The following is a 25,707-nucleotide window of genomic DNA, read 5'->3' as shown; positions in this document are numbered from 1 at the left end:
ATCAGGAGGGAGTGAGATGTTGGTAATTCGCCCAATCAAGGAAACTGATTTCGATGCATTGATGCTATGCGCTAAAGAGTCTGGGCATGGTTTCACATCGCTACCGGTCGACGAAACCTTAATTCGTGGCCGCATTGACCATTCATTGGTGAGCTTTGACCGTGATGCGCAATCACCGGGAACCGAAGGTTACTTAATGGTGGCCGAAGATACGGAGACTGGAGAGATAGCGGGGACAACTGGCATTGAAGCTGCCATTGGGCTCGATAATCCATTCTACAGCTACCATATCAGCAAAGTGGTGCATCACTCTCGCCGTCTCAATGTGCACAACGTGGTTGAAGTGCTGACGTTTGGGAATAATTACACGGGGGCGACTGAAATCTGCACCTTGTTTCTCCGTCCGGAGTTTCGCGGCGGCCTGAATGGAAAGCTGTTGTCAAAATGCCGCTTCCTGATGCTGGCCCAGTTCCCGGAAAAATTCTCCGACGTGATTTTTGCTGAAATGCGTGGCGTATCAGACGATGCTGGGAACTCTCCATTCTGGGCATGGCTGAAAGAGCATTTCTTTTCTATCGAATTTACGCTTGCAGATTACCTGACGGGCACAGGGCAAAAAGGCTTTATCGCCGACTTGATGCCTAAGCTGCCTATTTACGTCAGCCTACTCAGTGAAGAAGCCAAAGCGGTGATAGGGCAGGTTCATGAGAAAACACGTCCCGCGTTGCGCATGCTCGAAAAAGAAGGTTTTGCCTGTCGTGGCTATGTAGACATCTTTGATGCTGGTCCAACGGTGGAATGCCTGCGACAGAACATTGATTCGATTCGTCGTTCGTTTACTGCAAGGGTCAAAATTGTGGAGCATACCAGCGCACAGGATTACCTGATCAGCAATAGCGACTTTAAGAACTTCCGCGCGACTGCCGCAAAAATTGGCGTAGATGAAGAGCGAAACAAAGCCTTGATCAGTCAAGAAGTCGCGGATGCCCTTCATGTGATGAGCGGTGACACCGTTCGTTTGGTTTCCCTTTAAGAGGTTGGAAGATGACGCAATGGATTAATAACCTTCCTTTGGGAGGCAAAGGTAGCGCATTTGAATCACTCAACCCGTTTAACAGTGAGGTGATTTGGCAAGGAAAAGCCGCGACGGTCGATCAAGTTGAGCAGGCCGTTTCTGCCGCGCGAGAAACATTTCTTGCGTGGAAACATACCTCGTTTGCAGAGCGGAAAGCCTTGGTGGAGCGCTTTGCTGCAAGTGTAAAAGAAAACAGCGAGCACATCGCTAAAGTCATCGCCGAAGAGACCGGGAAGCCCCTTTGGGAGACTCGGACTGAAGCGGCTGCCATGGTAGGCAAAATCGACATTTCGTTGCGTGCGTATGAAGATCGCACTGGCGAAAGAAGTAAGGACATTGCCGGTACACAGGCTGTACTTCGTCATCGTCCTTTAGGTGTCATGGCCATCTTTGGGCCTTACAATTTTCCAGGGCACCTGCCTAATGGTCACATTGTCCCTGCCTTGCTTGCAGGCAATACTGTAGTGTTTAAGCCCTCAGATCTCACACCGAAAACCGCGGAAGAGACGTTCAAGCTTTGGATTGATGCTGGTTTGCCGGCGGGTGTGATTAACCTGGTTCAAGGCGGAAGAGAAACGGGCGAGGCATTGGCACAATCAAAAGGCATCGACGGGCTACTCTTTACGGGCAGTGCCAATACTGGGCATATCCTGCATCGTCAATTTGCCGGGCAGCCAGGAAAGATGCTGGCATTGGAGATGGGTGGCAATAACCCAATGGTTATCTCTGAGCAATATGGAGAGTTAGATGCCACTGTGTACACCATTATTCAGTCTGCGTTTATCAGTGCTGGTCAACGTTGTACTTGTGCGCGGCGATTGTATATCCCGATAGGCGAACGTGGAGATGCGCTGTTGACGCGTTTGGTCGAAATGACAAAGAACATTCATGTCGGTGGGGCATTTGATGATCCTGCTCCGTTTATGGGCGCACAAATCTCTGTACGCGCCGCAGAAGGCATTATTGCAGCACAAGCTAACCTAGAATCACTAGGTGGTAAGACACTGGTAAAAGCCGAACTGTTACATGATGCCGTTGTGTCTCCGGGCATCATTGAGGTTACATCCATTACGACGCTTCCTGATGAAGAATACTTTGGGCCGTTGCTTCAAGTGTGTCGTTATGCCTCGCTTCAGCAAGCCGTTGAACTTGCCAACGACACGCGTTATGGGCTTTCCGCGGGTTTAGTGTCAACGGACGACAATGAGTGGGCATATTTTCTCGATCATATCCGTGCTGGCATTGTGAATCGAAACAGACAGCTTACAGGCGCAAGCGGTGATGCGCCCTTTGGTGGGCCTGGTGCCTCGGGTAACTTACGCCCCAGCGCATACTACGCTGCAGATTACTGCGCCTATCCTATGGCATCGATGGAAGGGGAAGATGTCTCCTTGCCAGCTCAGCTTAGTCCGGGTCTATCCTTGTAAGCATAACGAGATTGGAGAATGTAATGGAACGAGTTCACGCGCTGTTTGATGCGTTATGGCAAGACTACACTGCACGCCTTTGTCCGTCAGCGGCGAAAGTGCACGCGCTACTGGAAGAAGGCTCTCCGCTGCAAAATGATCACATTGCGCTGCGCACGTTTGCATTGCCTAAAATTGGCTTAGACAGACTGGCAGCCCCGTTTATAGCCATCGGTTACGAGCCGAAAGGGCAGTATCACTTCGAAGCGAAAAATCTCAATGCACATCACTATGAACACCCTGATCCTAAAGCGCCTAAAGTTTTCATTAGCGAATTGATGGTAGGGCAGTGTTCAACGGCTTTGCAAATGGCAGTTCGAAAACTGGTTGATCAGGTGGATGACGCTTGGATGCAAGGATCTGAGTTTCTATATGGCGGACGACCATGGGAACTTGATGCTGAATTGTATCGTGTCTTGGCAGAGGAAAGTGAATATGCGGGGTGGTTAGCGGCTCATGGTTTTGGTGCAAACCATTTCACAGTGAGTGTTAACCAGTTGAGCACCGTTTCTGAGGTGTCAGAGGTAAACGGAATTTTGCGACAAGCGGGATTTGCGATCAATGAATCTGGCGGCGAGGTGAAAGGCAGTCCTGAGGTCATGTTGGAGCAATCGTCAACGATGGCGGACAAGGTACCAGTGATGTTTAGCGACGGTGAAATGACCATTCCTGGTGGATTCTATGAATTTGCAAAACGTTATTCGTTACCGGATGGTAGCCTGTATCAAGGGTTTGTTGAGGCCTCGGCGGACAAAATTTTTGAAAGCACAGATAAAGTCAGTTAACTGTGCTCATTGATCAGGCTTGATGGCCACTCTTCCGCATCGGGTTTACGTTTTTCTTCCCCAAGGAGTTTCTGTAAATGATAGAGGGAGGGGCCATTAAACCCCGCGAGTTCAACACTGGTGCGTGACCAAGTTGAAGGGGTTGATTGTACGGCGGGTGTTGAAAACATGCCGTGTTCCATATCCATATGACGTCACCTTTCTATATGCACGTAAACTCATACATGCGTTGTTTTGAAAGGTAGCACCGAATTTTGAATTCGGCAGAAATTTCGGCGAGATAATGATCACGCAATAACAAAAAAGCCACCGTTGAAACGGTGGCTTTTCCAATTGTCACATCGAAGGTATTAACGAGTACCGTATACCACGATGGTTTTACCGTGCGCAGAAATCAGGTTCTGCTCTTCCAGCATCTTCAAGATGCGGCCTACGGTTTCACGAGAACAGCCAACAATTTGACCGATTTCCTGACGAGTGATCTTAATTTGCATACCGTCTGGGTGAGTCATCGCATCCGGTTGTTTTGCTAAATTAAGTAGTGTTTGCGCGATACGACCTGTTACGTCTAAGAACGCCAAGTCACCAACTTTTTGGCTGGTTACTTGCAGACGGCGAGCCATCTGAGAAGAAAGACGCATTAGAATATCAGGGTTTACTTGGATGAGTTGGCGGAATTTCTTGAATGAGATTTCAGCCACTTCACATGGAGATTTCGCGCGAACCCATGCGGTACGCTCCTGATCTTCCTCAAATAGGCCCAGTTCGCCAATGAAGTCGCCCTGGTTGAGGTAAGAAAGGATCATCTCTTTGCCTTCTTCATCCTTGATCAATACCGCCACTGAACCCTTGACGATGTAGTACAAGGTCTCTGCTTTTTCACCAGCATGGATCAGCGTACTTTTCGACGGATACTTATGAATGTGGCAGTGTGAAAGGAACCACTCTAGTGTTGGGTCTGTCTGAGGTTTTCCTGGAACCATATATCTCATTTCCTCTGCATTTGTTGCCTGATGAGTATTCCTTAGCCCATCGTCCTGCGGCACCTGTCCGTTGGATAGCATAAAGTTTCAGCAGTCAGGCTACAAGCTCTCAATTTGAGTCATTGAGTTTATCCTTTTTCACGCACGATTTCTTGATTTTGATATGGACTTCGTCCTCTATTAAAGGCTAAAAACGTGGACAAGATCACGACCCTGAAAGTAAGTGGAGGAAAGCAATGCAAGCTAGCGTCAAGTGGTGCGGAAATAAGACGTTTCTGGGGCTGTCAAATACTGGCCATAACATCGTGATGGATGGCAACGGTGGAGAGCATGCACCAAGTCCAATGGAAATGGTTTTGATGGGGGCGGGTGGATGCAGCTCTGTGGATGTTGTGGCGGCACTCGAAGATGCCAATCAAAAAGTGGTGGGTTGTGAGGCACAACTGTCTGCAGAAAGACGTGAGCAAGCGCCACGCTTGTTTACACGCATTAATATCCATTTTGTCGTGAAAGGTGACAATGTGGATGAGTCGATTGTAGCGGCGGCGGTGAAAGACAGTTTGGAAAAATACTGCTCTGTCTGTTTGATGCTTGGGGCGGGCGTGGAAATGACACACTCGTACGAAATTCAACAGGTAGACTGATGGCAATCGATCAGTAAAAAATTCGTTCAGTAAGTAAAGAAGGAGGGGACACCCCTCCTTCTTTGTTTCTGTCTAGGTTTTATGGCATCGATGTCGACGACGACCTGCAACGCCATCTCGTGCGAAAAGGTGCCAGCTAAGGCATTAGCTGATTTTTCCGGTTTCAATCAGTTGCTGAATTAATGGACGAATAATCAATTCCATCGCGAAGCTCATTTTACCGCCTGGCACCACCAACGTGTTGTGACGGGACATAAATGCCCCTTGGATCATGTTTAGCAGATATGGAAAATCGACGTTTTTGATACCGCGAAAACGGATCACGACGAAGCTTTCATCAAGACTTGGGATAGCTTTTGCATTGAGTGGGTTAGATGTATCAACAGTCGGCACACGTTGGAAGTTAATATGGGTACGACTGAATTGTGGCGTGATGTAATTCAGATAGTCATCCATCGAGCGAACAATAGAGTCCATGACCGCTTCACGAGAATGCCCTCGGTCTCGGGTGTCACGAACAAATTTCTGAATCCATTCCAAGTTAACGATGGGCACCATGCCAATCAAAAGGTCGACGTGTTGCGCTACGTTGGTATCGCCATCAACCATACCGCCATGCAACCCTTCGTAAAACAATAAATCCGAGTTATTCGGTAAGTCTTGCCATGCAGTGAAGGTGCCCGGCATTTGGTTGTAAGGCACGGCCTCATCAAAGGTATGAAGGTAGCGGCGAAATTGTCCGGTGCCCTGCTTGCCGTATTCATTAAAGAAAGACTCTAACCGAGGAAAGTCGTTGGCCGTCGGGCCAAAATAACTGATATGGCGTCCTTGGTCTTTGGCTTTTCGAATTTCGACATCCATCTCCGGGCGGGTAAATCGATGGAAGCTATCCCCTTCGACCCACGCTGCACTGATGTTCATCATGTTGAAAATTTTTCGAAATGCATCGGACGTTGTTGTTGTTCCTGCGCCGGACGAACCGGTGACTGCAATGATCGGATGTTTTGCAGACATGACAAACCCTGTCAAAAAAAACTAATGACAAAGAATTAACAGGGAGTCAGAGATTGGTCAAGTTGAGGGGATACCCAAACGGTGTGAAGATCCTGAATATCAGAGATCATCGGCAACTTCATGTTGTTTGGGTATCATTTTTATGCAAGTGAGCGTGTCAGTTTGATATCGACGGTTTCGTGTAATTCTGAGTAAACAACGACCGCTTCTCTGTTTTTAATCAGCGCTAGGACTTGATCAACTTTCTCGTCGAAACTGATTTCCTGTTCACCGTAATCGGTACCTTCACGCAATACAAAGTGTTCGACCAAGCTTCTCAGGTTTTCTTCAGGAATTTCCTGCCAAGGGATAATCATCTCGCTACCTACAACGTTAAGCGGTGTCGGAACGTGGCCGAAAACACGATATCAGTACTGTTATCGTGATTGAACATGTTCTCCAGGGCCATCAATTCTATCGCACTGTCGTTAAAAAGGTAGCGATAGCCTAAGGCAAATTCATGCACGAGGGATGTCAACTCTCCCAGGTTTACACCCTCTCCTTTTCCCTGTGAGATGAGGTATTCAGCAATGAGTTCATGGTGTGTAAACAGCGAATATTGATAACTGATGCCCGCATTAACCCCCCAAGGTTTTACATCAACAAAGTGTTGCGGTTTATCCGGTCGATGTGTGAGCCCCAGTGAAGCCGTCAATTTGTGCTTATCCCTTTGGTAGCCGTAATTGGCTTGCAGAGCTTGCTCAAAGGTGGTGTTGCTGAACACACCATGGCTGACACGATTAAAAAATAAGGTAGCACCGACACTGACCGCATGATGCGCGTCATGATAGAGCGTTTTTTCTCCGTAGAGACTGATAGCACTGAGCAAAGGGTCTCCGGTAAACCCCTCAATGGGCTCAGCCATATCATGAGGAATATGAATATAGAACCTATCTTCATCGACGTCTGTACGCCCGTTCTGATCAATACCAAAAATGTGGTGAAACTTTTCCGTTAAGCCATCAAGTCGATTATTTGCTGCGTAGCGGTATTGATACCAAACGCCAATTTTAGTGGTTTCTGACGGAGCGTGCATAAAGCCCGCCATGATTTGGTTATGGTAATAATCAAACAAATAGTGCGGTGTGTTCGCCCAGACGCTTGCGATGGTAAGCGACGCAAAAACTTCGGTGTCGTTGACAAAAAGCGACATGGGGTCATGCATCATGGGGGCGAGGCCTGTGACCTGAAGGGGGGCCTGACTTTGCGCAATCAAAGGCCCGAAGCGCACGGTATCAGCGTTGATTGGGTAGGAAAAACCAAGCAGTGTAAGCAGACATATTAAGGCAGTGCGAGATAATGCCATGTTTCACCTCTCTCGCCCTGCGTCGTGTCAGTTATCCATATGCAGGGCTAACCATCGGGGAACTTCCTGTTCCAACCAGAATTCAGGTTTTGTCAAAGTGCCGGAAATGAATCCTACATGACCGCCGTATTCGGTGAGGTGATAGTGAATATTTTCGGGTAGTAGCTCGGTTGGGATCACCGCTTCAGTCATAAAAGGATCATCTTTAGCATGGACCACTTTTAGAGGAGTCGCAACGTCACGCAATACACCTAAACCACTGCATTGTTTGTAATAATCCTCAGCATTGAGAAAACCGTGAAGTGGGGCGGTGACGGTTTGGTCAAACTGGAGGAGGGTCGAAATACTGATCTTGTCATTGCTTTTCCAGTGTCCTATTTCGGGGTGACGAGCGAGCTTGTTTGTGAGAGAGCGGTTCATGGAACGAAGCAGGTATGCTTGGTAGACCTTGGAAAAGCCTTGATTGATTCGACTTGAACAGGCTGCAAGATTCAGCGGAGGGCTGATAACGCATCCCGCCTTGATAAGCGGATCGTGATTGAACTCGGCCAGGTAGCGGACCAACATATTTCCGCCGAGTGAGACGCCTGTGGCCACACGGGGTACGTCGGGAAACTGCTCACTGAGGTAGCTGAGGAAAAAACGTGCATCACTTGTTTCTCCGGAATGATAGCTTCTGGGTAATCGGTTGAGTGAGCCGCTGCATCCGCGAAAGTGCATGATGACACCGAGCCAGCCCTGCTCGCGAAATGCATTTAAAAGGCCGTTGGCATAAGGGCTGTAAAAACACCCAGCCAGACCGTGAAAAAGTACGGCGACTGGTTTGCCTTTTGCCTGCTCGGGTGGCTCCGTCCAGCCAATATCCAGAAAGTCACCATCGGGTGTATTTAGGCGTTGCCACACGGGCTCAAACAAGGGGGTTCGGCGCAAAAAACGCGGGAGTAAGGTTTGAACATGGGGATTGGTCGCCCCTCTTAACGGTGTAAATGTCGATGTCATTGTATGGCTCATAATGCAAACTCGCTGATTGGGGGATTGGCCAGTAACTGCGCCAGTTTTTTACAGCCTTGCTCCAAAATGTCTCTCGTTGGAGGTGCGCTTACTGCAATACGAATATAAGGCGGTGCGCCATAGCCTGGCGGGATGAAAAGTTCGGCGGATTTTACCTCTAGGCCATTTTCTTTACAGGCGGCAAGAAAGTCACTCAACGCCCAATCATCGGGCAGCTTTAACCAGCCGTGAAACCCGTTCGGTTGATAGCGAAGATCGCTATCACGCAGGTGATGCGCAACGCATTGCCACCGTTTTTCCATTTCTGTCCGAATGGTATCCAGCATTTGGTTTGCGGCACCATTTTCCAAAAGGATGGCAGCCATCGCCGTTAAAAGGGGGCTAATCATCCAGCTGTGGTTTTGCAGTGCATTAACAAAGTGCGGGTAGTACCGCTCAGGCAGATGTAAAAAACCCAATCTCAATCCCGGAGCCAATGTCTTTGCGAGACCACCGATATAAATCACTAAGTCGGGTGCGAGGTTTATCATCGGCTCTGGACGCTCTGTCGGTAGAAGCCCATTGATGTCATCTTCAAGGATAACCAACTGCTGTTCGCGACAGATCTCGATGACCTCTATGCGCCTCGCTTCACTCATGGTCGCCGTGGTGGGATTTTGCAGTGTCGGCGTGAGGTACACCAGACGTGGCTGATATTGCTGGCAAGCAGCGCGTAATGCGTCTGGCAACATGCCTTCGTCATCCATCTCAACAGGTTTAATGGTTAATTGAAGCTGTTTAGCAAGGCTCATCAAGCCGGGATAGGTAAATTTGTCTGCAAGGATAGTGTCGCCCGCACGACAAAGCGTAAGCAAGCAAAGCTGCATGGCATTTTGTGCGCCAGAGCAGAACAACAACTGTGAGGGAGAAGTGGTCACCCCATGTTGTGCGAGCCACTGCGACAGGATTTCGCGGTGACGGACTATGCCAGACGGTGGCTGATAGAGCATTAGGCTGTTCAATTCGTTGGGGTGGGATGCCAGTTGTTGGAGTGCATCAGAGAAGACATCGGCACGGTTGAGAGTTGGCGGAACATTGTAGCCAAAGCTTGTGATCCCTGGGCGCTCTGGTGCTGAAAACGTCCACAACGGCTTGTCTGTTTGACTTATGTAGGTTCCGGCCCCGACCTTGGCTTCGACAATGCCTCTTCGCTCAGCTTCAGCGTAAGCGCGGGTAATGGTGCCGACCGTCACTGATAGCGCATCGGCCAAGGCGCGATGGGTAGGCAGCTTCTCTCCCGGTGCCAGCTCTTTACTGTTCACTTTTACCCCGATTGCATCTGCAATTTGCCGATACATGGGTGCCCCTGATTTATCCAGCGTGATATTGATGATTGTCATGGTGACAATAAACCTTTTGATCCGATAAACGATCCCTGTTAGCGTAATTTTTAACCGCCACGGGCGAATTAATCAACAATTACTCATAATTGTATCGATACAATGTGAGCAGGGAGACAGAAGATGATGGAAATATCTTTTATCGCAGCATTGGCGATATTCGCGGCGACGATGACGGGCACGCCTGGGCCAAACAACATGATGCTGACAGCGTCAGGGGCTAATTTTGGCTACAAACGTACTATTCCGCATCTGTTAGGGATATCGGTGGGGGTTGCCTTACTGATTGCGTTAGTTGCGGCGGGGTTGGGGGCAGTATTTAAAATGTACCCATGGGTTCAGGAAGGACTCAAATATATCGCTAGTGCCTATCTGTTATATCTGGCGTGACGTATTGCGGGCTCGGGGGCGCCATCAACATCAGACAGCACCAAAAGAAGGCCCATGACGTTTGTTGAAGGAGCGTTGTTTCAATTCGTGAACCCAAAAGCGTGGGCGATGGCAGTGAGTGCGGTTGGTACATTTACGCTCAGCGGTGGTGATTATTGGTGGTCGGCTGCCGTGATTGTTCTCACTTTTATGGCGGTGGGCCTGCCGCTCACGTCACTGTGGGCTGCGTTTGGTGTTTGGGTAGGTAAAGTGATCTCGACGGAAAAAAGCTGGCTTGTATTTAACCGAACAATGGGCGTATTGACGGCCGGATGTTTGGTTTTCATTTGGTTTTAAATGCTGTTACGGGTGCAAGCGGTTCAACCCTTTCATCAGCGACGGATATAGGTATCGAGCTCCGCTATCAAGGTGTGCGCAATAACTCTCTAGTGCGGATGGGCCGTGTTCTTCCCACTCAAGTTGATTCAAACAAGTGAGCAGCTCTTGCTGCTGGAACTTTTCCAGCGTCAGTTCGTAATTGAGCATTTTTTGATACGCACCACGAGAGAGCTGTGGCTTGAGCTCTCGGCGCATAAGTCGGTAACGGCTCAACAAGGTTTCAGATTGCACCATGGCTTTACGAAGTGCTGACTGGGATGGCGTAGAAACGGTGTAGCCCGCATCTTCAATCCATGCGAGCAGTAATGCGAGATTGACGTTCCCTTTGAACTGGTCTTGAAGTTTTAGGCAGGCATGTTTCACTTCCTGCTGACCATAGTGGTGCAGGCAGAACTGCCACAACCCATCGGCTGTGGCATTGTTTTTTATCGGCTTTGGAACTCGGCTTCCATGACTTCCAGTTGTTCCTGCAGATCCATCCATTCCAATTCGACCTCTTCGAGCGATGATTTCGCTTCGGCCTGTCGACGAAGCAATTCTGTCAGCTTGTCTTTATTTGACGCTTCATAAATAGAAGGTTCCGCCAACGCTGATTCTACGTCGGCAATTGTGGCAGAAAATTTCTCTAACTTTGTGTCCAAACTGTCAATTTTCTTCCTGATAGGTGCCGTTTGGCGACGAAACTCTGCGTCCAAACGCTTTTGCTCTTTACGTGCAGCTTGTGTGTTTGCACCAGCAGGTTTTGCGCTTTCCGCTTGTTCTTGTCGACGTTCAGATCGTTGCTGTTCGGTCAGCCATTGATGGTAATCATGCAGGTCACCATTGAACTGAGCCACTTTGCGATCATGAACGAGGTAAAGATCATCGGTGGTCGCACGGAGTAAGAAGCGGTCGTGACTGACAATTACCATGGCACCTTCAAACGATTGCAGAGCCATCGTCAGGGCTGAGCGCATGTCGAGATCCAAGTGGTTCGTTGGTTCATCGAGCAGTAAAAGGTTTGGTTTTTGCCACACGATCAGCGCCAGTACCAAGCGGGCTTTTTCGCCACCAGAGAAAGGTGCAATCACATCGAGGGCTTTTTCACCGTGGAAACCAAAGCTGCCTAGGTAATCGCGAAGCTGTTGCTCTGTGGCCTCTGGTGCCAGACGCATCAGGTGCTGGAGTGCGGTCTCATCAGTGCGCAGCGTTTCTAATTGGTGCTGAGCGAAGTAGCCAATTTTCACGCCTTGCGAGTAGCGAAGTTCGCCAGCTTGAGCTGAAAGGCTGCCAGAGAGTAATTTGATGAGCGTAGATTTACCTGCGCCGTTGCGACCCAAAAGACCGATACGACTGCCTGGTACAAGGTTCAGGTGGATCTTCTCTAGAATAAGGTTGTCACCATAACCCGCAGCAACGTTTTCCATCATCAGGATAGGGTTTGGCAGCGCGGCGGGTTCGCGGAACTCGAAGCTAAATGGGTTATCGAACTGTGCAGGCAGAACCTTTTCCATTTTCTCCAGTGCTTTGATACGGCTCTGCGCTTGACGAGCCTTACTGGCTTTGTAACGGAAACGGTCGATGTACGACTGTATGTGCGACATTTGCTTTTGCTGCTTCTGAAACTGAGCTTGTTGCAAAACCAGTTTTTCTGCACGCATGGTCTCAAAGCCAGAGTAGTTTCCCGTGTATTCATTCAGCAACTGGTTTTCGATGTGAATGATGCGGTTAACCACAGGATCTAAGAAATCGCGATCGTGAGAAATCAACACCATGGTGCCACGGTAGTTTTGCAGCCATTTCTCCAGCCACATCACTGCATCCAAATCTAAGTGGTTGGTTGGTTCATCGAGCAGCAATAAGTCTGAACGGCAAAGCAGAGCTTGTGCAAGGTTAAGACGCATACGCCAACCACCGGAGAATTGGGTGAGGTTCCAGTTCATTTGTTCTTGGCTGAAGCCCAGACCGTCCAACAGCTCAGCGGCGCGTGCGCGTATACTGTATCCGCCAACCGCATCGATTTTGTCGTGCAGCAGCGCAACTTGGTGACCATCATCTGCAGCTTCAGCAGCGCGCAGTGCCGTTTCCAGTTCACGGTATTCGCGGTCACCATCAATCACATACTCGATGGCAGCACGCTCAAGAGCTGGAGTTTCCTGAGCAACCCATGCTAATTGCCAGCCGCCAGGGACGTTGTAGTTACCTGCATCCAGTGACAATTCGTCTTTTAAAAGGGCAAAAAGGGTGGACTTACCACAGCCATTTTTCCCGACCAGGCCAACTTTATCGCCCGGGTGTATGGTTGCGGATGCTTGGTCTAGAAGCGGTTTGCCGCCGCGAAGAAGCTGAATATCAGAAATTGTAATCATGACTACTGGCGGCCTTGCCGCGTGCAAAGGTGTAGAAAATTCAGGCGCATTTATACCACAGGCGAGCGGTTTACATAAGGCGTGTGATGATTGTTGACGTGTTCTTAAAGTTGAAGATGCACAGGCCGTGAAATCTACACCTGTTTACCGTATGGTGGAAAAGTGACACCTAACCCCTCAAAACAGGCTGTTTTGTGTCATGATAAAAAGGCTATAAAAAATACTGTGTTATCGGGTTTCAAACGTGAGCGAGACCTCTCTCAGTAATAAAGGAATTTGCTGCGAAATGGAAAACACGAAAACGTCGCTTTTTCGATCAAAAGTATTGGTTTTGTTTGCGCATCCTGATCCGCATGAATCAGTGGCCAATAAGTCCATGATTAACGCCGCGCAACAATTGCAGCACGTCACTGTGCATGATTTGTATGCCGCCTACCCAGACTTCATTATAGATGTGCATTATGAGCGCGAACTGTTGCTAGAGCATGATGTCATCGTCTTTCAACACCCTCTTCAAATGTATTCGTGTCCCTCTTTGCTGAAAGAATGGATTGATGTGGTGCTAGGCAAAGGCTTTGCGCATGGTGGTGGCAATGCGTTAGCCGGAAAAACCTGCCGTTTTGTGATTACCACAGGCGGTGCCGCTGAGGCATTTAGTCAAACGGGCTACAACAAATACAGCATGGAGGAGTTACTTCAACCGTTTGAACTGACAGCACTGCTTTGCCAGATGCGTTGGGTTGAACCGTTAATCCTCCACTGGGCCCGCCGAGTGACTAATGAGGACAGAAATGCGCATGCCGAATTGTATTCAGATTGGCTCTGTAACCCTGTTCCGGAGGTAGTGTAATGGAACATAACTACCTGTTGGATGCCCTGATTTTTCTTGCCGCTGCGGTTGTTGCTGTTCCTCTGGCACAGCGGTTAGGAATAGGCTCTGTACTGGGGTATCTCATAGCAGGGGTTGTCATTGGTCCTTGGGGTTTGGGCCTTATCAGTGACGTTGAGGCTATTTTGCATTTCGCCGAATTGGGCGTGGTACTTTTGCTGTTTTTGATTGGCCTAGAGTTGAACCCCAAAAAACTTATTCAGATGCGAAAGCCCATCTTGGGGTTAGGCGGAAGCCAGGTGTTGATCAGTGGGGTCGTCATTGCAGTTGCCATGTCGGTGTTTGACGTCGGACGCGTAGATGCCATTGTGGTTGGTATGGGGCTGGCACTGTCGTCCACAGCGATTGCCATGCGTATCATCGAGGAGCAGCGGATGATGCGAAGCGAGGCGGGGCAATCTGCGTTTGCGGTGTTGCTGTTTCAAGATATTGCAGTGATCCCAATGCTAGCCATTTTACCCGCGTTGGCCGGAGGTGCTGGCGGTAGCTGGACTGATGCCGGCATCATGCTGGGGGCAATCGTTGTCTTGCTTGTCGGGGGGCATTATCTGTTGCGCCCGTTACTTCGGTGGATAGTCCTTAGCCGCGTCAAGGAAATGTTCACAGTGGCAGCACTGCTGTTAGTCATTGGTATTGCGCTGGGTATGCAGGCGCTTGGACTTTCAATGGCGTTAGGTACGTTCCTTGCGGGTGTTCTGTTGGCGGAAAGTGAGTTTCGTCATGAGTTGGAAATCGCAATTGAACCATTTAAAGGCCTGTTGTTGGGATTGTTCTTTATTGCCGTGGGCATGGCGGTTGATCTTGGCTTGTTGGTGGAACACCCATTAGAAATTATTTCTGCGGTAGCAGCCTTAATCGGGGTGAAGGCTGCCATTATCTATGGCCTAGTCCGCGTGTTTGGCGGTGGCGAACGCTCGCGAAGCCAAGTGGCAATATTGCTAAGCCAAGGGGGGGAGTTCGCGTTTGTGCTGTTTACTGCAGCAAGGGGTGAGGGGTTACTTGAACCTCAACTCAATGCGTTTTTGCTGGTGGTTGTTAGTCTGTCGATGATGACGACGCCAATCCTGCTCATGTTACAGTCTCGCTGGTTCGCCCGTACTATCAATGCTGATGTGAAAGAGCCGCAAAACGAACAATTTGAAGATGATGGCGGACGGGTGATCATCACCGGTTTTGGTCGATTTGGACAGGTCGTTGGCCGTTTGTTATTTGCTAATAAAATCAAAGTCACCATTCTTGAACGCGACCCATCTCAAATCGCATTTCTTAGAAAGTTTGGGTACAAGGTTTATTATGGTGATGCCACGCAATTGGAATTGTTGAGAGCCGCTGGTGCAGCCACAGCCGAAGCCATTGTGGTATGTGCAGACTCCCCTGAAGAAGTGATGGACATTGTGGCACTTTGTCAGCATCACTTCCCAAATCTCAAGATTTTGGCGAGGGCGCGCAGCAGAGTTGAAGCGAATGAGTTGCTTGGTCATAACGTTCAGGGGTTTTCGAGAGAAACCTTTCTCAGCGCGTTGGACTTAGGTAAGCAGGCATTGATCGCATTAGGCATGCATCCCTACAAAGCCAAGCGCGCTGAAGCTTTTTTCCGTAAATTAGATGAAATGCGCTTGCATGAGTTACAGCCACATCACAGTGAAGATGTATTGGCGGCTTCAAGAACAAAAGAAGCTCGGCTGGAGTTAGAAGAGTTGTTCGACCTTGAAATGAAGGGGGACAGCGAGCGGCACCAGAGTTGGAACAGATAATAATGCAGTACAGGGAACGTCATGAGTAAAAAACGATTTATCGCAGGTGCAACCTGTCCAGCCTGTCATTCGACAGATACGTTACGTTGGTGGCAGGAGCATCATGTGGAAGTGGTGGAGTGTGTTAGCTGTGGTCATACCGATCGCCGCTCTCCTGTTGCTGCAGATACCTCTACGTCGGAATCCTCTCAGCAAGACGCACAAGTGATCGGGATATTTAAACCGCAGTGATAGTCGCAGGCGCAAGTTTTCGGTATTATCGGCGCCGAATAAGCCGGTGACGATAATGCGAACACATTTCGGCGACACCGAGACTTAAATAACCGCTTCCGGAGTAAAGATGAAAATCACTAAAGACGTGGTAGTAAGCATTGCTTACCAAGTGAAAAACGAAGATGGCATTGTGGTTGATGAATCAACCAAAGAGATGCCTTTGCAATACCTGCAAGGTCATAACAACCTGATCGTAGGTCTGGAAAATGCATTGGAAGGCCGTGAGGCTGGCGACGCGTTTGAAGTGACTGTTGCGCCGGAAGACGCGTACGGTGATTACATGGATGAAATGGTTCAGCGTGTACCTGCTGACGTATTCCAAGGCGTTGACGAGATCATGGTTGGCATGCGCTTCCTCGCTGACACTGACCAAGGTCCAATCCCAGTAGAAGTAACTGAAGTTGATGGCGACGAAGTTGTTGTTGATGGTAACCACATGCTGGCTGGCCAAACACTGACGTTCAACGTAGAAGTTGTAGAACTTCGTGCAGCAACGGAAGAAGAAATCGAGCACGGCCATATCCACCAAGCTGGTGGTTGCTGTGGCGGCCACGATCATGACCACGAAGGTGGTTGTTGTGGTGGTGAAGATAAAGGTGATGATCACGAGTGCTGCGGTGGCGGCGGTTGTGGTTCACACTAATCGCTATTAGAGTTGTAATACTCTGATTGTTGAAAGCGCTGTTCGAGAAATCGGGCAGCGTTTTTTATAAGGATTTTTCATGCATTCTCCCTTCTCTATCGCAATCCACGGCGGTGCTGGCACCATAGAGCGCGAACGGATGACCACAGAACTTGAAATCGCTTACCGACAAGTGCTCGCTCAGTCAGTGCTTGCTGGGCACACTGTACTCGCGAACGGTGGTTCGGCTGTTGATGCAACAGTGGCAGCAGTGGTGGTAATGGAAGACAGTGAACTGTTTAATGCTGGCAAGGGTTCCGTTCTGACCTACAACGAAACCGTCGAGATGGATGCCAGTGTCATGGATGGTCAATCACTCGATGTGGGCTCAGTTACCCTGATTGGTCACATAAAAAATCCCATTCAACTGGCAAAAGATGTGATGCAAAAAAGCCCACATGCCATGCTGGCGGGAGAGGGGGCAGAGCATTTTGCGTTTAAAGAATGTGGGTATGAGTATATCGAGCAAGACTATTTTTTACCGACCGTCGCTATAACGAACTTCAGACAATGAAAAAAACGGGTGCTGTCGCGCTTTCTGAAGCGCGTTATCCGGATGACAAAAAATTCGGCACAGTGGGGGCGGTTGCGCTCGACAGTCACGGTAATCTCGCGGCGGCAACCAGTACGGGTGGCATGACGAATAAACGCTGGGGACGGATTGGCGATACGCCCATCATTGGGGGTGGTACCTACGCCAGAAATGGAAATGTGGCTGTTTCCGCAACGGGCATGGGCGAAATACTGATGCGTTGCACAGTGGCTGGTGATATTGCTGCGCGAATGCGCTATGCAAATGCGCCTCTTCGACAAGCTTGTGATGACGTGATGCACGGGGATTTTCAGGGGTTGGGTGGACAGGGCGGCGTGGTTGCAATCGATGCGAAAGGCATAGTGAACTTTGCTCTGAACTGTGCGGGCATGTACCGCGCAACCGTTGATGAAAATGGAAATGCTTTGGTGGCTATATTCGCCGATGAACCATTAACACCGATTGGCGAATAATGTGTATAAAAACGAAAAGGTCAGCACTTAGCTGACCTTTTTTTGTTCGCAATGAACGTGCAGGAACGAGCACTCACGCTATCAGTAGTGCGGAGGCGGTGTTTCTTCGTTCATGCTAGCAATGTTAGCGGGCTCCATCGCCTTCATTTTGCTGACCAGAAAGGAAATCTGCGTGGTCATTCTATCGATGGTTTTCTGCTGTTGGGTGATCGCATCGTTCAGCTCTTCAATCGTGTGTTCCTGAAAAGCTTGTTTGATCTCCAGATCGTCAATTTGTTTCTGCAGACGCAGTTCTGTCTCGGTCATGATGTTTTCTCAATTACTCTGCTATCCACGCCTGAGCGATACCAGCAGAAGTGCCGGAAATAACTCGTCCAGTCGGATCAATGGCGACATCATACACTACTGCACTTGGTGGTCGGGTATTTTGTTGTTCCTCGGCAAGCCATCGTCCAATGTTGTCTCCCGTCGTCGTATCCCAAAATTCTACCCGTCGCCCCGGAGTGCCTGTCACAAGCGTTGAACCGTCGTCAGAAAAGCGTGCAGTGGAAAAATTAGAATGGCGATGGAACATTTGTAATTCACTTTTTGACTCTCCCGTAGACAAATCCCAAATGATGGCCGAGTCGTCACCGTCAGCAGAAAAAGCAAATTTTCCAGAGCGGTGTAGTTCTACACGCGTGATACGGTGGTCATGAGGAAACTCATTGATAACCTGGCCGGTTTCTGTGCTCCATAAAAAGGCATTGTGGTCGTTCCCCCCTGACATCGCATACTTGCCATTGGGTGATAAAGACACGCTATTCACTTTTTCTCGATGGGCAAGGAACTCTAGTCGTCTACCCGTGCCTAAGTCCACAAAGAGTGCTTTACCGTTTGATAATGCGAGCAACACTTTTTGACCATTGTTGCTGATATCCACGTCTCGGATGATGCCATCGGAGATAGACCAGAGACCCTCTGCCTGTCCCCAAGCGAGATCCCAGACTGCAAAATTTTGCGAAGTAGCTGAAATGGCGTAACGGTTATTGTCAGAAATCTGACTGGCGATCACAGTATTCTTATCTGGGTCCTGATAACCAAAATCTGCCAACTGTTTGTTTTGCATAAGGTCCCAGAGCACGATACCTTGTGCTGTAGACGACATCAGGGCAAAACGGCCATCTCGGCTCAGACTAAAACTGGTGACACCAGTCGGCTCTAACGTCCAACGTTGTGCCTCGTGCGTCGAGTGAAAGCATCCAGAAAGTGCTAACAGTGTCAGAATTAAGCAAATTGTGCTGACGAATTGTCGCATCATGCTTGAGTTCCTTATCTTGGGCCCCTATAACGTCGAGTATATTGATCGTTTCGGGCTTTCGCATCGTTATCGCGTAAGCGAATTAGAGAAATGTGGTTTTATACCAACGGAGTAACGAATGAAATCTGTTTTTAAAGTGTCACTGCTGGCAGCGACAGTTGCATTGGCTGTGGGTTGTCAGGAAGAAGCGAAAGAAGAAACCGTAAAAGTTGAAGCTCCTGTAGCCGTTGAGCAGACGGTGACTTTTGCATCTGAAGACGATAAAGCTGCGTATGCGATCGGTGCATCGCTGGCACAATACCTGAAAGCGAACCTTGAACAGCAAGAGCAAATCGGTCTTGCGCTGGATGCTGATCTCGTGCTTCAAGGCGTACAAGATGCGTTTGCAGACAAATCCAAAATGACGGATGAAGAAGCGCAAGTTGCCCTGCAAGCTCTGGATCAACGTGTGGCAGGAATGGCGCAAGCCCAAGCACAAGAAAAAGCGGCAGCGGCTGTAAAAACAGGTGAAGATTTCCGCACACAGTTTGCAAAAACTGAAGGTGTGAAAACCACTGATTCTGGCTTGATGTATCAAGTAGAGAAAATGGGTGACGGTGCAAAACCATCGGCAGAAGATACCGTGGTTGTACATTACAAAGGCACCCTAACAGATGGAACGCAGTTCGACAGTTCTTATGATCGCAACCAGCCAGCAACGTTCCCTCTGAACCGCGTAATCCCTGGTTGGACGGAAGGTGTTCAGCTGATGCCAGTGGGCTCTAAGTTCAAATTTGTCATTCCACCAGAGCTCGCGTACGGTTCTCAAGACACACCTGCGATCCCTGCAAATTCGACGTTAGTGTTTGATGTTGAGTTGCTTGAAATCAAAGGTAAACCAGCGAAAGCGGATGCGAACAACGGTTGATCTGACGTTTTCATAGATAAGTCTGATGAATAAAAAGCCCCGACCTTGGTCGGGGTTTTTGCGTTTTCTTGAACCAACTCTGTTAAACTTATCGCCAGATTTTAAAATTTGCAGCATTCGTTTATCGTCTGCTGAAGATAAAAAGCCATGTAAAGGAAGAGTAAGCCTGTGGTATCGACAGACAGCTTTGGTGCGGATGTGATCATTGATGACTTAATCGAGAATAATCCGTTCACTGAACAAGACCGCATAATCCTTAAATCCTATGAGGCGGTAGTAGATGGTTTGGCAGCGCTGATTGGCCAGCACTGTGAAATTGTCTTGCACTCTTTGGAAGATCTGAATCGTTCGGCGATTAAAATTGCCAACGGAGAAAACACCGGACGCCAAGTAGGTTCCCCCATCACTGATCTGGCATTGCGCATGCTAAGAGACATTGAAGGGTCTGAGCGTAACTTCTCTCGTGCATATTTTACACGAGCAAAAGGCAACACCTTGATGAAGTCGATCACGGTGGCAATTCGCAATAGCGATACACGTATCGTTGGCCTGCTATGTATCAATATCAATCTTGATGCGCCATTTTCTCAGGTACTACAGGCCTTTATGCCAACGGATGAAGCACGCCAAGCGGCGTCTTCTGTTAATTTCGCAAGTGATGTCGATGAGCTTGTGGACCAAACTGTTGAGCGCACTATCGAAGAAATTAATGCCGATAAGTCGGTATCGAATAACACCAAAAATCGTCAAATCGTGATGGAGCTGTTCGATAAAGGTATCTTCGACATCAAAGATGCCATCAACCGCGTGGCAGATCGCCTCAACATTTCCAAGCACACTGTTTACCTCTACATCCGCCAGCGTAAAGGTGAGGATGGCGAAAAATGAGCCTGAGTTATGTGTTGGTGGTGAACAGCCCTGTATATGGTCGCCAGTCATCATTGACCGCATATCGGTTTGCCAAGGCGCTGATAGAAAAAGGACACACGTTAACGCGTGTGTTTTTCTATCAAGATGGCGTGTCAAATGCCTCATCACTGACAGTACCTGCCAATGATGAGTTCGATTTGGTGTCCGCCTGGCAGACGTTAGCCAAAGAAAGTGGCGCGGAGCTTGAGACTTGTGTAGCGGCAGCACTTCGTCGTGGTCAAGTGAGTGAAGAAGAAGCCAAGCAGCATGCGTTGGCGTCAAACAACATGGCCGATGGTTTTACCCAAGCAGGCTTGGGCTCACTTTCCGAATCTCTTCTTACCGCTGACCGTGTTGTTCAGTTTTAGGTGAACCATGAAAAAACTGGGATTTGTTTTTTCTTCTGCCCCTCATGGCTCGGCCAGTGGGCGTGAAGGTTTGGATGCGGTGTTGGCGACATCAAACTACAGTGAAGATTTGGTGCTGTTTTTTGTCGGCGATGGTGTCTTGCAATTGTTAGCGGGCCAGTCACCTGGAGTGGTGTTATGCCGTGATTACATTTCAACCTTTAAAATGTTGTCGCTTTGCGATGTTGAAGAAATCTACGTCTGTAAAGATTCCTTGACTGAGCGTGGTCTCGGCGATGTTCCCCTAATTATTGATGCCAAGAAGGTGTCGACAGAAGACATTACCGTGTATCTAGGTCAATGCATCAAAGTGCTTAATTTTTAAGGGAACATAATGCTTCATACCGTCAATTCCTCTCCCTTTTCCACGTCATCGTTGAGCCTTTGTCTGCGTTATGCAGAGCGTCATTGCGAGATCTTACTGATTGAAGATGCGGTCGTGGCAGCGATAAGCGGGGGAGAGTGGCAACAAAAATTGGCTGCATCAGGACATCGCATTTATGTGCTAAAAGATGATGTGATTGCACGGGGATTGTTAGAGAAAATCGAACATCCTTGTGAAGTAATTGAAATGAAAGACTTTGTAGAGCTTACGGAACGACATGTCACGCAAATGAAATGGTGATTTTGGTATCAATAAGCTAGCGTGAAAACGTAGGATTACAGTGTTTATAATGTGATCTAGGTAAAGATCGTTGTATAAATCTTGACACCCTAAAAGACGACATCTAAAATTTCGCGTCCCTACTTCTGTGGGGCATAGATTTTTCACACTTATATACGTAAGTAATATCAGGAGCTATTTAATGGCAACTATTAACCAGCTGGTACGCAAACCACGCATCAAGCAAGTTGCAAAAAGCAACGTGCCTGCGCTGGAAGCGTGTCCGCAAAAACGTGGTGTTTGTACTCGTGTTTACACCACTACGCCTAAAAAACCTAACTCGGCACTACGTAAAGTATGTCGTGTTCGCCTGACCAACGGTTTTGAAGTTACTTCATACATCGGTGGTGAAGGTCACAACCTTCAAGAGCACAGCGTTGTTCTAATCCGCGGCGGTCGTGTAAAAGACCTTCCAGGTGTGCGTTACCACACCGTCCGTGGTGCGCTTGACTGTGCAGGCGTTAACGACCGTAAACAAGGTCGTTCTAAGTACGGTGTGAAGCGTCCTAAGTCTTAATGGAATCCGTTAAGTAAGGCCAAACACTAATTAATTTGTAATTTTGAAAAAACTGAAAAGTTTTGGATAAAACCTGAAGAAGACAACGGAGAATTTCCATGCCACGTCGTCGCGTAATTGGTCAGCGTAAAATCCTGCCGGATCCTAAGTTCGGATCAGAGCTGCTGGCAAAATTTGTAAACATCGTAATGGTTGACGGTAAAAAGTCGACTGCTGAAAAAATCGTTTATGGTGCACTGGACATCATGGCTGAGCGTTCTGGTAAAGATCACCTAGCTCTGTTTGAACAAGCTCTTGATAACGTTCGCCCAGCGGTAGAGGTTAAATCTCGCCGTGTAGGTGGTTCAACTTACCAAGTACCAGTAGAAGTTCGTCCGGTTCGCCGTAACGCACTTGCTATGCGTTGGTTGGTTGAAGCTGCGCGTAAGCGTGGTGAAAAATCTATGGCTCAACGTCTAGCTAACGAAATGCTAGATGCATCTGAGAACAAAGGTACTGCGGTTAAGAAACGTGAAGACGTTCACCGCATGGCTGACGCTAACAAAGCGTTTGCTCATTACCGCTGGTAATACCTTTTTAGGCGCGGCATTTGCCGCGCCCAAACCACATTCTAAGGTTGACCTTAGTAAGAGGATACTACTGTGGCTCGTAAGACCCCTATTGAGCGCTACCGCAACATCGGTATTTGTGCTCACGTAGACGCAGGTAAAACTACAACAACAGAGCGTATCCTGTTTTATACCGGTCTTTCTCACAAAATTGGTGAAGTGCACGATGGTGCGGCAACCATGGACTGGATGGAGCAGGAGCAAGAGCGTGGTATTACTATCACCTCCGCTGCGACTACAACCTTCTGGCGTGGTATGGATGCACAATTTGCTGAGCATCGCATCAATATCATCGATACCCCTGGACACGTAGACTTCACCATTGAAGTTGAGCGTTCATTGCGTGTATTAGATGGTGCAGTCGTTGTATTCTGTGGCTCATCTGGTGTTGAACCTCAGTCTGAGACTGTTTGGCGTCAAGCCGATAAATATCAAGTCCCTCGTATGGTTTTCGTTAATAAAATGGACCGTACAGGCGCAGATTTTTTGCGCGTAGTTAATCAGATTAAAGATCGACTAGGTGCTAATCCTGTTCCAATTCATCTGAATATTGGTTCAGAAGATGAGTTTCGTGGTGTTATCGACCTTATAAAAATGAAGGCGATTAACTGGAACGAAGCTGATCAAGGGATGACTTTCAGCTATGAAGACATCCCAGCAGACATGCAAGAGCTAGCAGAAGAGTGGCACCAGAACTTGGTTGAAGCCGCCGCTGAAGCAAATGAAGAGCTGATGGACAAATACCTCGAAGACGGGGAATTGACAGAAGCCGAAATCAGACAAGCTTTGCGTGAACGCACAATAAACAACGAAATTGTACTGGCAACTTGTGGTTCTGCATTTAAGAACAAAGGTGTTCAGGCGGTGCTAGATGCAGTTGTTGAATTCCTTCCTTCGCCAATAGACGTGAAAGCGATCAGTGGTGAAGATGAAGCAGGCAATGCGATCGACCGTCATGCTGACGATAACGAACCATTTGCAGCACTAGCATTCAAAATCGCCACTGACCCATTCGTGGGCACGTTGACTTTCCTGCGTGTTTACTCAGGCGTGGTTAACACTGGCGACACTGTTTACAACTCAGTAAAAGAAAAACGTGAGCGTTTTGGCCGCATTGTTCAAATGCACTCAAACAAGCGTGAAGAAATTAAAGAAATTCGCGCGGGTGACATTGCTGCGGCAATTGGTCTGAAAGACGTGACGACGGGCGATACGCTTTGTGCACTAGAATCTAAAGTGATTCTTGAGCGCATGGAATTCCCTGAGCCGGTTATTCAGATCGCCGTAGAGCCTCGCTCACAAGCCGATCAAGAAAAAATGGGTATCGCGCTAGGTAAGCTGGCGGCAGAAGATCCATCGTTTCGCGTTGAAACAGACATTGAATCAGGACAGACCCTGATCTCAGGCATGGGCGAATTGCACCTCGACATCATTGTCGACCGCATGCGCCGTGAGTTTAGCGTGGAATGTAACGTAGGTAAGCCTCAGGTGGCGTACCGTGAAACCATCCGTGGTAAGTCTGAAGTCGAAGGCAAATTCGTCAAGCAGTCGGGTGGTCGCGGTCAGTATGGTCATGTTTGGATCAAACTGGAGCCGTCTGAACTTGGCGAAGGCTTTGTCTTTGTCGATGAAATTGTTGGTGGTTCAGTACCAAAAGAATACATCAGTTCAGTAGCTAAGGGCATTGAAGAGCAAATGAGTAGCGGTGTTCTTGCCGGTTACCCAGTGCTTGACGTAAAAGCCACGTTATTCGATGGCTCTTATCATGATGTTGACTCCAACGAAATGGCGTTTAAAATCGCTGCATCTATGGCCTTTAAGAAAGGAGCGCTTGAAGCGCAACCTGTTATTCTTGAGCCAATGATGAAAGTGGAAATCACCACTCCAGAAGATTGGATGGGTGATGTAGTGGGTGACTTGAATCGCCGCCGTGGTTTGATTTCTGGTATGGATGAAGGTCCTGCTGGTTTGAGAATCATTCGCGCACAGGTACCGCTGGCTGAGATGTTTGGTTACGCAACTGACTTGCGTTCAGCGACTCAGGGCCGCGCATCTTACTCTATGGAATTCAGCGAATATGCTGATGTTCCAAAGAACGTTGCTGATTCAATCATCGCACAGCGTTGTTGATTAGTAGCTTTGATGCTGGCATTGTTCGCCAGCATTGATAAAAACTTCTGATCGCACTTACGACGGTAGGTGTGACTCATAACTAGGAAGGAACACGATCGTGTCTAAAGAAAAATTTGAACGTACGAAACCGCACGTTAACGTTGGTACTATCGGCCACGTTGACCACGGTAAAACCACTCTGACTGCTGCTATCTGTACTGTACTGTCTAAAGTATACGGCGGTTCAGCACGTGACTTCGCATCTATCGATAACGCTCCAGAAGAGCGCGAGCGCGGTATCACCATCTCTACTTCACACGTAGAGTACGATACTCCGTCACGCCACTACGCGCACGTAGACTGCCCAGGACACGCTGACTATGTTAAAAACATGATCACCGGTGCTGCGCAAATGGACGGCGGTATCCTGGTTGTTGCGGCAACTGATGGTCCAATGCCACAAACGCGTGAGCACATCCTGCTGGGTCGCCAGGTTGGTATTCCTTACATCATCGTGTTCATGAACAAGTGTGACATGGTTGATGATGAAGAGCTTCTGGAACTGGTAGAGATGGAAGTTCGTGAACTTCTTTCTGAGTACGATTTCCCAGGTGATGATTGCCCAGTAATTCAAGGTTCTGCACTGGGTGCACTGAACGGCGAAGAGCAGTGGGAAGCGAAAGTAATCGAACTGGCTGAAGCACTGGATTCTTACATCCCAGAGCCAGAGCGTGCGATCGACCGTCCGTTCATCCTGCCAATCGAAGACGTATTCTCAATCCAAGGCCGTGGTACAGTTGTAACTGGTCGTGTTGAGCAAGGTATCGTTCGCGTAGGTGACGAAGTTGCAATCGTTGGTATC

At 48.6% G+C, this 25,707-nt stretch carries 28 protein-coding genes and 2 pseudogenes; 19 read left to right on the top strand and 11 right to left on the bottom strand.

Annotation, left to right across the window (positions count from 1 at the left end):
• Window positions 1-16 precede the first annotated feature (16 nt).
• From astA to B5D35_RS04920, 3 genes are read left to right on the top strand one after another with little or no spacing between them, the layout of a single operon-like run.
• Entirely contained in the window at window positions 17-1,033 is a 1,017-nt protein-coding gene (astA, locus tag B5D35_RS04930) for an arginine N-succinyltransferase (protein WP_078751480.1), read from the top strand.
• Window positions 1,034-1,044: 11 nt separating this feature from the next.
• Window positions 1,045-2,502 (top strand): succinylglutamate-semialdehyde dehydrogenase, encoded by a 1,458-nt coding sequence (gene astD / locus B5D35_RS04925; RefSeq protein ID WP_078751479.1) that lies wholly within the window; start codon window positions 1,045-1,047, stop codon window positions 2,500-2,502.
• Between the two features lie 23 nt (window positions 2,503-2,525).
• The gene (locus B5D35_RS04920) at window positions 2,526-3,326 is read left to right on the top strand and encodes a DUF1338 domain-containing protein (RefSeq protein ID WP_078751478.1); all 801 of its coding nucleotides are present in this window, start codon (window positions 2,526-2,528) and stop codon (window positions 3,324-3,326) included.
• Here B5D35_RS04920 and B5D35_RS04915 read toward each other — a convergent pair.
• Both B5D35_RS04915 and crp read right to left on the bottom strand, forming a co-directional pair.
• The gene (locus B5D35_RS04915; RefSeq protein ID WP_078751477.1) at window positions 3,323-3,514 is read right to left on the bottom strand and encodes a hypothetical protein; all 192 of its coding nucleotides are present in this window, start codon (window positions 3,512-3,514) and stop codon (window positions 3,323-3,325) included. The genes B5D35_RS04920 and B5D35_RS04915 overlap by 4 nt on opposite strands.
• A gap of 162 nt (window positions 3,515-3,676) precedes the next feature.
• Entirely contained in the window at window positions 3,677-4,309 is a 633-nt protein-coding gene (gene crp, locus B5D35_RS04910; protein ID WP_002535199.1) for a cAMP-activated global transcriptional regulator CRP, read from the bottom strand.
• Between the two features lie 236 nt (window positions 4,310-4,545).
• Between crp and B5D35_RS04905 the strand changes: the two genes are divergently transcribed.
• Window positions 4,546-4,953 (top strand): OsmC family protein, encoded by a 408-nt coding sequence (locus tag B5D35_RS04905; RefSeq protein ID WP_078751476.1) that lies wholly within the window; start codon window positions 4,546-4,548, stop codon window positions 4,951-4,953.
• 144 nt (window positions 4,954-5,097) lie between these two features.
• Here the strand turns inward: B5D35_RS04905 and B5D35_RS04900 are convergent, their stop codons facing one another.
• From B5D35_RS04900 to B5D35_RS04880, 5 genes are all read right to left on the bottom strand, one after another.
• Window positions 5,098-5,967, bottom strand: a complete 870-nt coding sequence (locus tag B5D35_RS04900; RefSeq protein WP_078751475.1) for a phosphoribulokinase — start codon at window positions 5,965-5,967, stop codon at window positions 5,098-5,100.
• A 140-nt stretch (window positions 5,968-6,107) separates the two neighbouring features.
• Complete coding sequence (locus tag B5D35_RS04895; protein WP_078751474.1) at window positions 6,108-6,323, bottom strand: YheU family protein; 216 nt, start codon at window positions 6,321-6,323, stop codon at window positions 6,108-6,110.
• Window positions 6,324-6,331: 8 nt separating this feature from the next.
• Window positions 6,332-7,312, bottom strand: a complete 981-nt coding sequence (locus tag B5D35_RS04890) for a DUF3187 family protein (protein WP_078751473.1) — start codon at window positions 7,310-7,312, stop codon at window positions 6,332-6,334.
• A 27-nt stretch (window positions 7,313-7,339) separates the two neighbouring features.
• Window positions 7,340-8,311 carry a hydrolase gene (locus tag B5D35_RS04885; RefSeq protein ID WP_078751472.1) on the bottom strand — a complete coding sequence of 324 codons (972 nt, stop codon included), beginning with the start codon at window positions 8,309-8,311 and terminating at the stop codon, window positions 7,340-7,342.
• Between the two features lie 8 nt (window positions 8,312-8,319).
• On the bottom strand, window positions 8,320-9,702 hold the full coding sequence (locus B5D35_RS04880; RefSeq protein WP_078751471.1) for an aminotransferase-like domain-containing protein: 1,383 nt from the start codon (window positions 9,700-9,702) through the stop codon (window positions 8,320-8,322).
• A 123-nt stretch (window positions 9,703-9,825) separates the two neighbouring features.
• Here B5D35_RS04880 and B5D35_RS04875 point away from each other — a divergent pair.
• Window positions 9,826-10,428 (top strand): annotated as a pseudogene (locus tag B5D35_RS04875) (LysE family translocator).
• Window positions 10,429-10,434: 6 nt separating this feature from the next.
• Here B5D35_RS04875 and B5D35_RS04870 read toward each other — a convergent pair.
• Both B5D35_RS04870 and B5D35_RS04865 read right to left on the bottom strand, forming a co-directional pair.
• Entirely contained in the window at window positions 10,435-10,953 is a 519-nt protein-coding gene (locus tag B5D35_RS04870) for a TIGR02444 family protein (RefSeq protein WP_078751470.1), read from the bottom strand.
• Entirely contained in the window at window positions 10,896-12,818 is a 1,923-nt protein-coding gene (locus B5D35_RS04865; protein ID WP_078751469.1) for an ABC transporter ATP-binding protein, read from the bottom strand. The genes B5D35_RS04870 and B5D35_RS04865 overlap by 58 nt, the downstream gene beginning before the upstream one ends.
• A 286-nt stretch (window positions 12,819-13,104) precedes the next feature.
• On the opposite strand from B5D35_RS04865, the gene kefG reads away from it, so the two are divergent.
• The 5 genes and pseudogenes from kefG (at window position 13,105) to B5D35_RS04840 (ending at window position 17,421) form a co-directional block, all read left to right on the top strand.
• Window positions 13,105-13,668, top strand: a complete 564-nt coding sequence (gene kefG, locus B5D35_RS04860) for a glutathione-regulated potassium-efflux system ancillary protein KefG (RefSeq protein WP_078751468.1) — start codon at window positions 13,105-13,107, stop codon at window positions 13,666-13,668.
• Window positions 13,668-15,461 carry a glutathione-regulated potassium-efflux system protein KefB gene (gene kefB, locus B5D35_RS04855; RefSeq protein ID WP_078751467.1) on the top strand — a complete coding sequence of 598 codons (1,794 nt, stop codon included), beginning with the start codon at window positions 13,668-13,670 and terminating at the stop codon, window positions 15,459-15,461. The genes kefG and kefB overlap by 1 nt, the downstream gene beginning before the upstream one ends.
• A gap of 21 nt (window positions 15,462-15,482) precedes the next feature.
• Window positions 15,483-15,692, top strand: a complete 210-nt coding sequence (locus tag B5D35_RS04850) for a YheV family putative zinc ribbon protein (RefSeq protein ID WP_078751466.1) — start codon at window positions 15,483-15,485, stop codon at window positions 15,690-15,692.
• A gap of 109 nt (window positions 15,693-15,801) precedes the next feature.
• A complete protein-coding gene (gene slyD / locus B5D35_RS04845) occupies window positions 15,802-16,377 on the top strand; it encodes a peptidylprolyl isomerase (protein ID WP_078751465.1) in 576 nt (191 codons plus the stop codon).
• Window positions 16,378-16,456: 79 nt separating this feature from the next.
• Window positions 16,457-17,421, top strand: a pseudogene (locus tag B5D35_RS04840) (isoaspartyl peptidase/L-asparaginase family protein).
• Window positions 17,422-17,502: 81 nt separating this feature from the next.
• Here B5D35_RS04840 and B5D35_RS04835 read toward each other — a convergent pair.
• The gene (locus B5D35_RS04835; protein WP_078751464.1) at window positions 17,503-17,727 is read right to left on the bottom strand and encodes a SlyX family protein; all 225 of its coding nucleotides are present in this window, start codon (window positions 17,725-17,727) and stop codon (window positions 17,503-17,505) included.
• Window positions 17,728-17,740: 13 nt separating this feature from the next.
• A complete protein-coding gene (locus B5D35_RS04830) occupies window positions 17,741-18,718 on the bottom strand; it encodes a WD40 repeat domain-containing protein (protein WP_078751546.1) in 978 nt (325 codons plus the stop codon).
• Window positions 18,719-18,839: 121 nt separating this feature from the next.
• Between B5D35_RS04830 and fkpA the strand changes: the two genes are divergently transcribed.
• From fkpA to B5D35_RS04785, 9 genes are all read left to right on the top strand, one after another.
• The gene (gene fkpA / locus B5D35_RS04825) at window positions 18,840-19,628 is read left to right on the top strand and encodes an FKBP-type peptidyl-prolyl cis-trans isomerase (protein ID WP_078751463.1); all 789 of its coding nucleotides are present in this window, start codon (window positions 18,840-18,842) and stop codon (window positions 19,626-19,628) included.
• Window positions 19,629-19,796: 168 nt separating this feature from the next.
• A complete protein-coding gene (locus B5D35_RS04820; RefSeq protein WP_078751462.1) occupies window positions 19,797-20,516 on the top strand; it encodes a helix-turn-helix transcriptional regulator in 720 nt (239 codons plus the stop codon).
• On the top strand, window positions 20,513-20,905 hold the full coding sequence (gene tusD / locus B5D35_RS04815; protein WP_078751461.1) for a sulfurtransferase complex subunit TusD: 393 nt from the start codon (window positions 20,513-20,515) through the stop codon (window positions 20,903-20,905). The genes B5D35_RS04820 and tusD overlap by 4 nt, the downstream gene beginning before the upstream one ends.
• A gap of 7 nt (window positions 20,906-20,912) precedes the next feature.
• Window positions 20,913-21,269 (top strand): sulfurtransferase complex subunit TusC, encoded by a 357-nt coding sequence (gene tusC / locus B5D35_RS04810; RefSeq protein WP_078751460.1) that lies wholly within the window; start codon window positions 20,913-20,915, stop codon window positions 21,267-21,269.
• Between the two features lie 9 nt (window positions 21,270-21,278).
• The gene (gene tusB, locus B5D35_RS04805; RefSeq protein WP_078751459.1) at window positions 21,279-21,569 is read left to right on the top strand and encodes a sulfurtransferase complex subunit TusB; all 291 of its coding nucleotides are present in this window, start codon (window positions 21,279-21,281) and stop codon (window positions 21,567-21,569) included.
• Between the two features lie 181 nt (window positions 21,570-21,750).
• Window positions 21,751-22,125: a 30S ribosomal protein S12 gene (gene rpsL / locus B5D35_RS04800; RefSeq protein ID WP_002535163.1), complete on the top strand. Its 375-nt coding sequence runs from the start codon at window positions 21,751-21,753 to the stop codon at window positions 22,123-22,125.
• 98 nt (window positions 22,126-22,223) lie between these two features.
• Window positions 22,224-22,694, top strand: a complete 471-nt coding sequence (rpsG, locus tag B5D35_RS04795; protein ID WP_078751458.1) for a 30S ribosomal protein S7 — start codon at window positions 22,224-22,226, stop codon at window positions 22,692-22,694.
• A gap of 72 nt (window positions 22,695-22,766) precedes the next feature.
• Window positions 22,767-24,863, top strand: a complete 2,097-nt coding sequence (gene fusA, locus B5D35_RS04790; protein WP_078751457.1) for an elongation factor G — start codon at window positions 22,767-22,769, stop codon at window positions 24,861-24,863.
• Between the two features lie 100 nt (window positions 24,864-24,963).
• Window positions 24,964-25,707: elongation factor Tu (locus B5D35_RS04785; RefSeq protein ID WP_139367721.1), on the top strand; the 744-nt coding region annotated here is incomplete at its 3' end.

The sequence above is a fragment of the Enterovibrio nigricans DSM 22720 genome, assembly GCF_900167155.1.
In the GTDB taxonomy this organism is placed as follows: domain Bacteria; phylum Pseudomonadota; class Gammaproteobacteria; order Enterobacterales; family Vibrionaceae; genus Enterovibrio; species Enterovibrio nigricans.
Note: the sequence above shows the minus strand (reverse complement) of the source record. Positions and strands in the feature narration are given on the sequence as shown.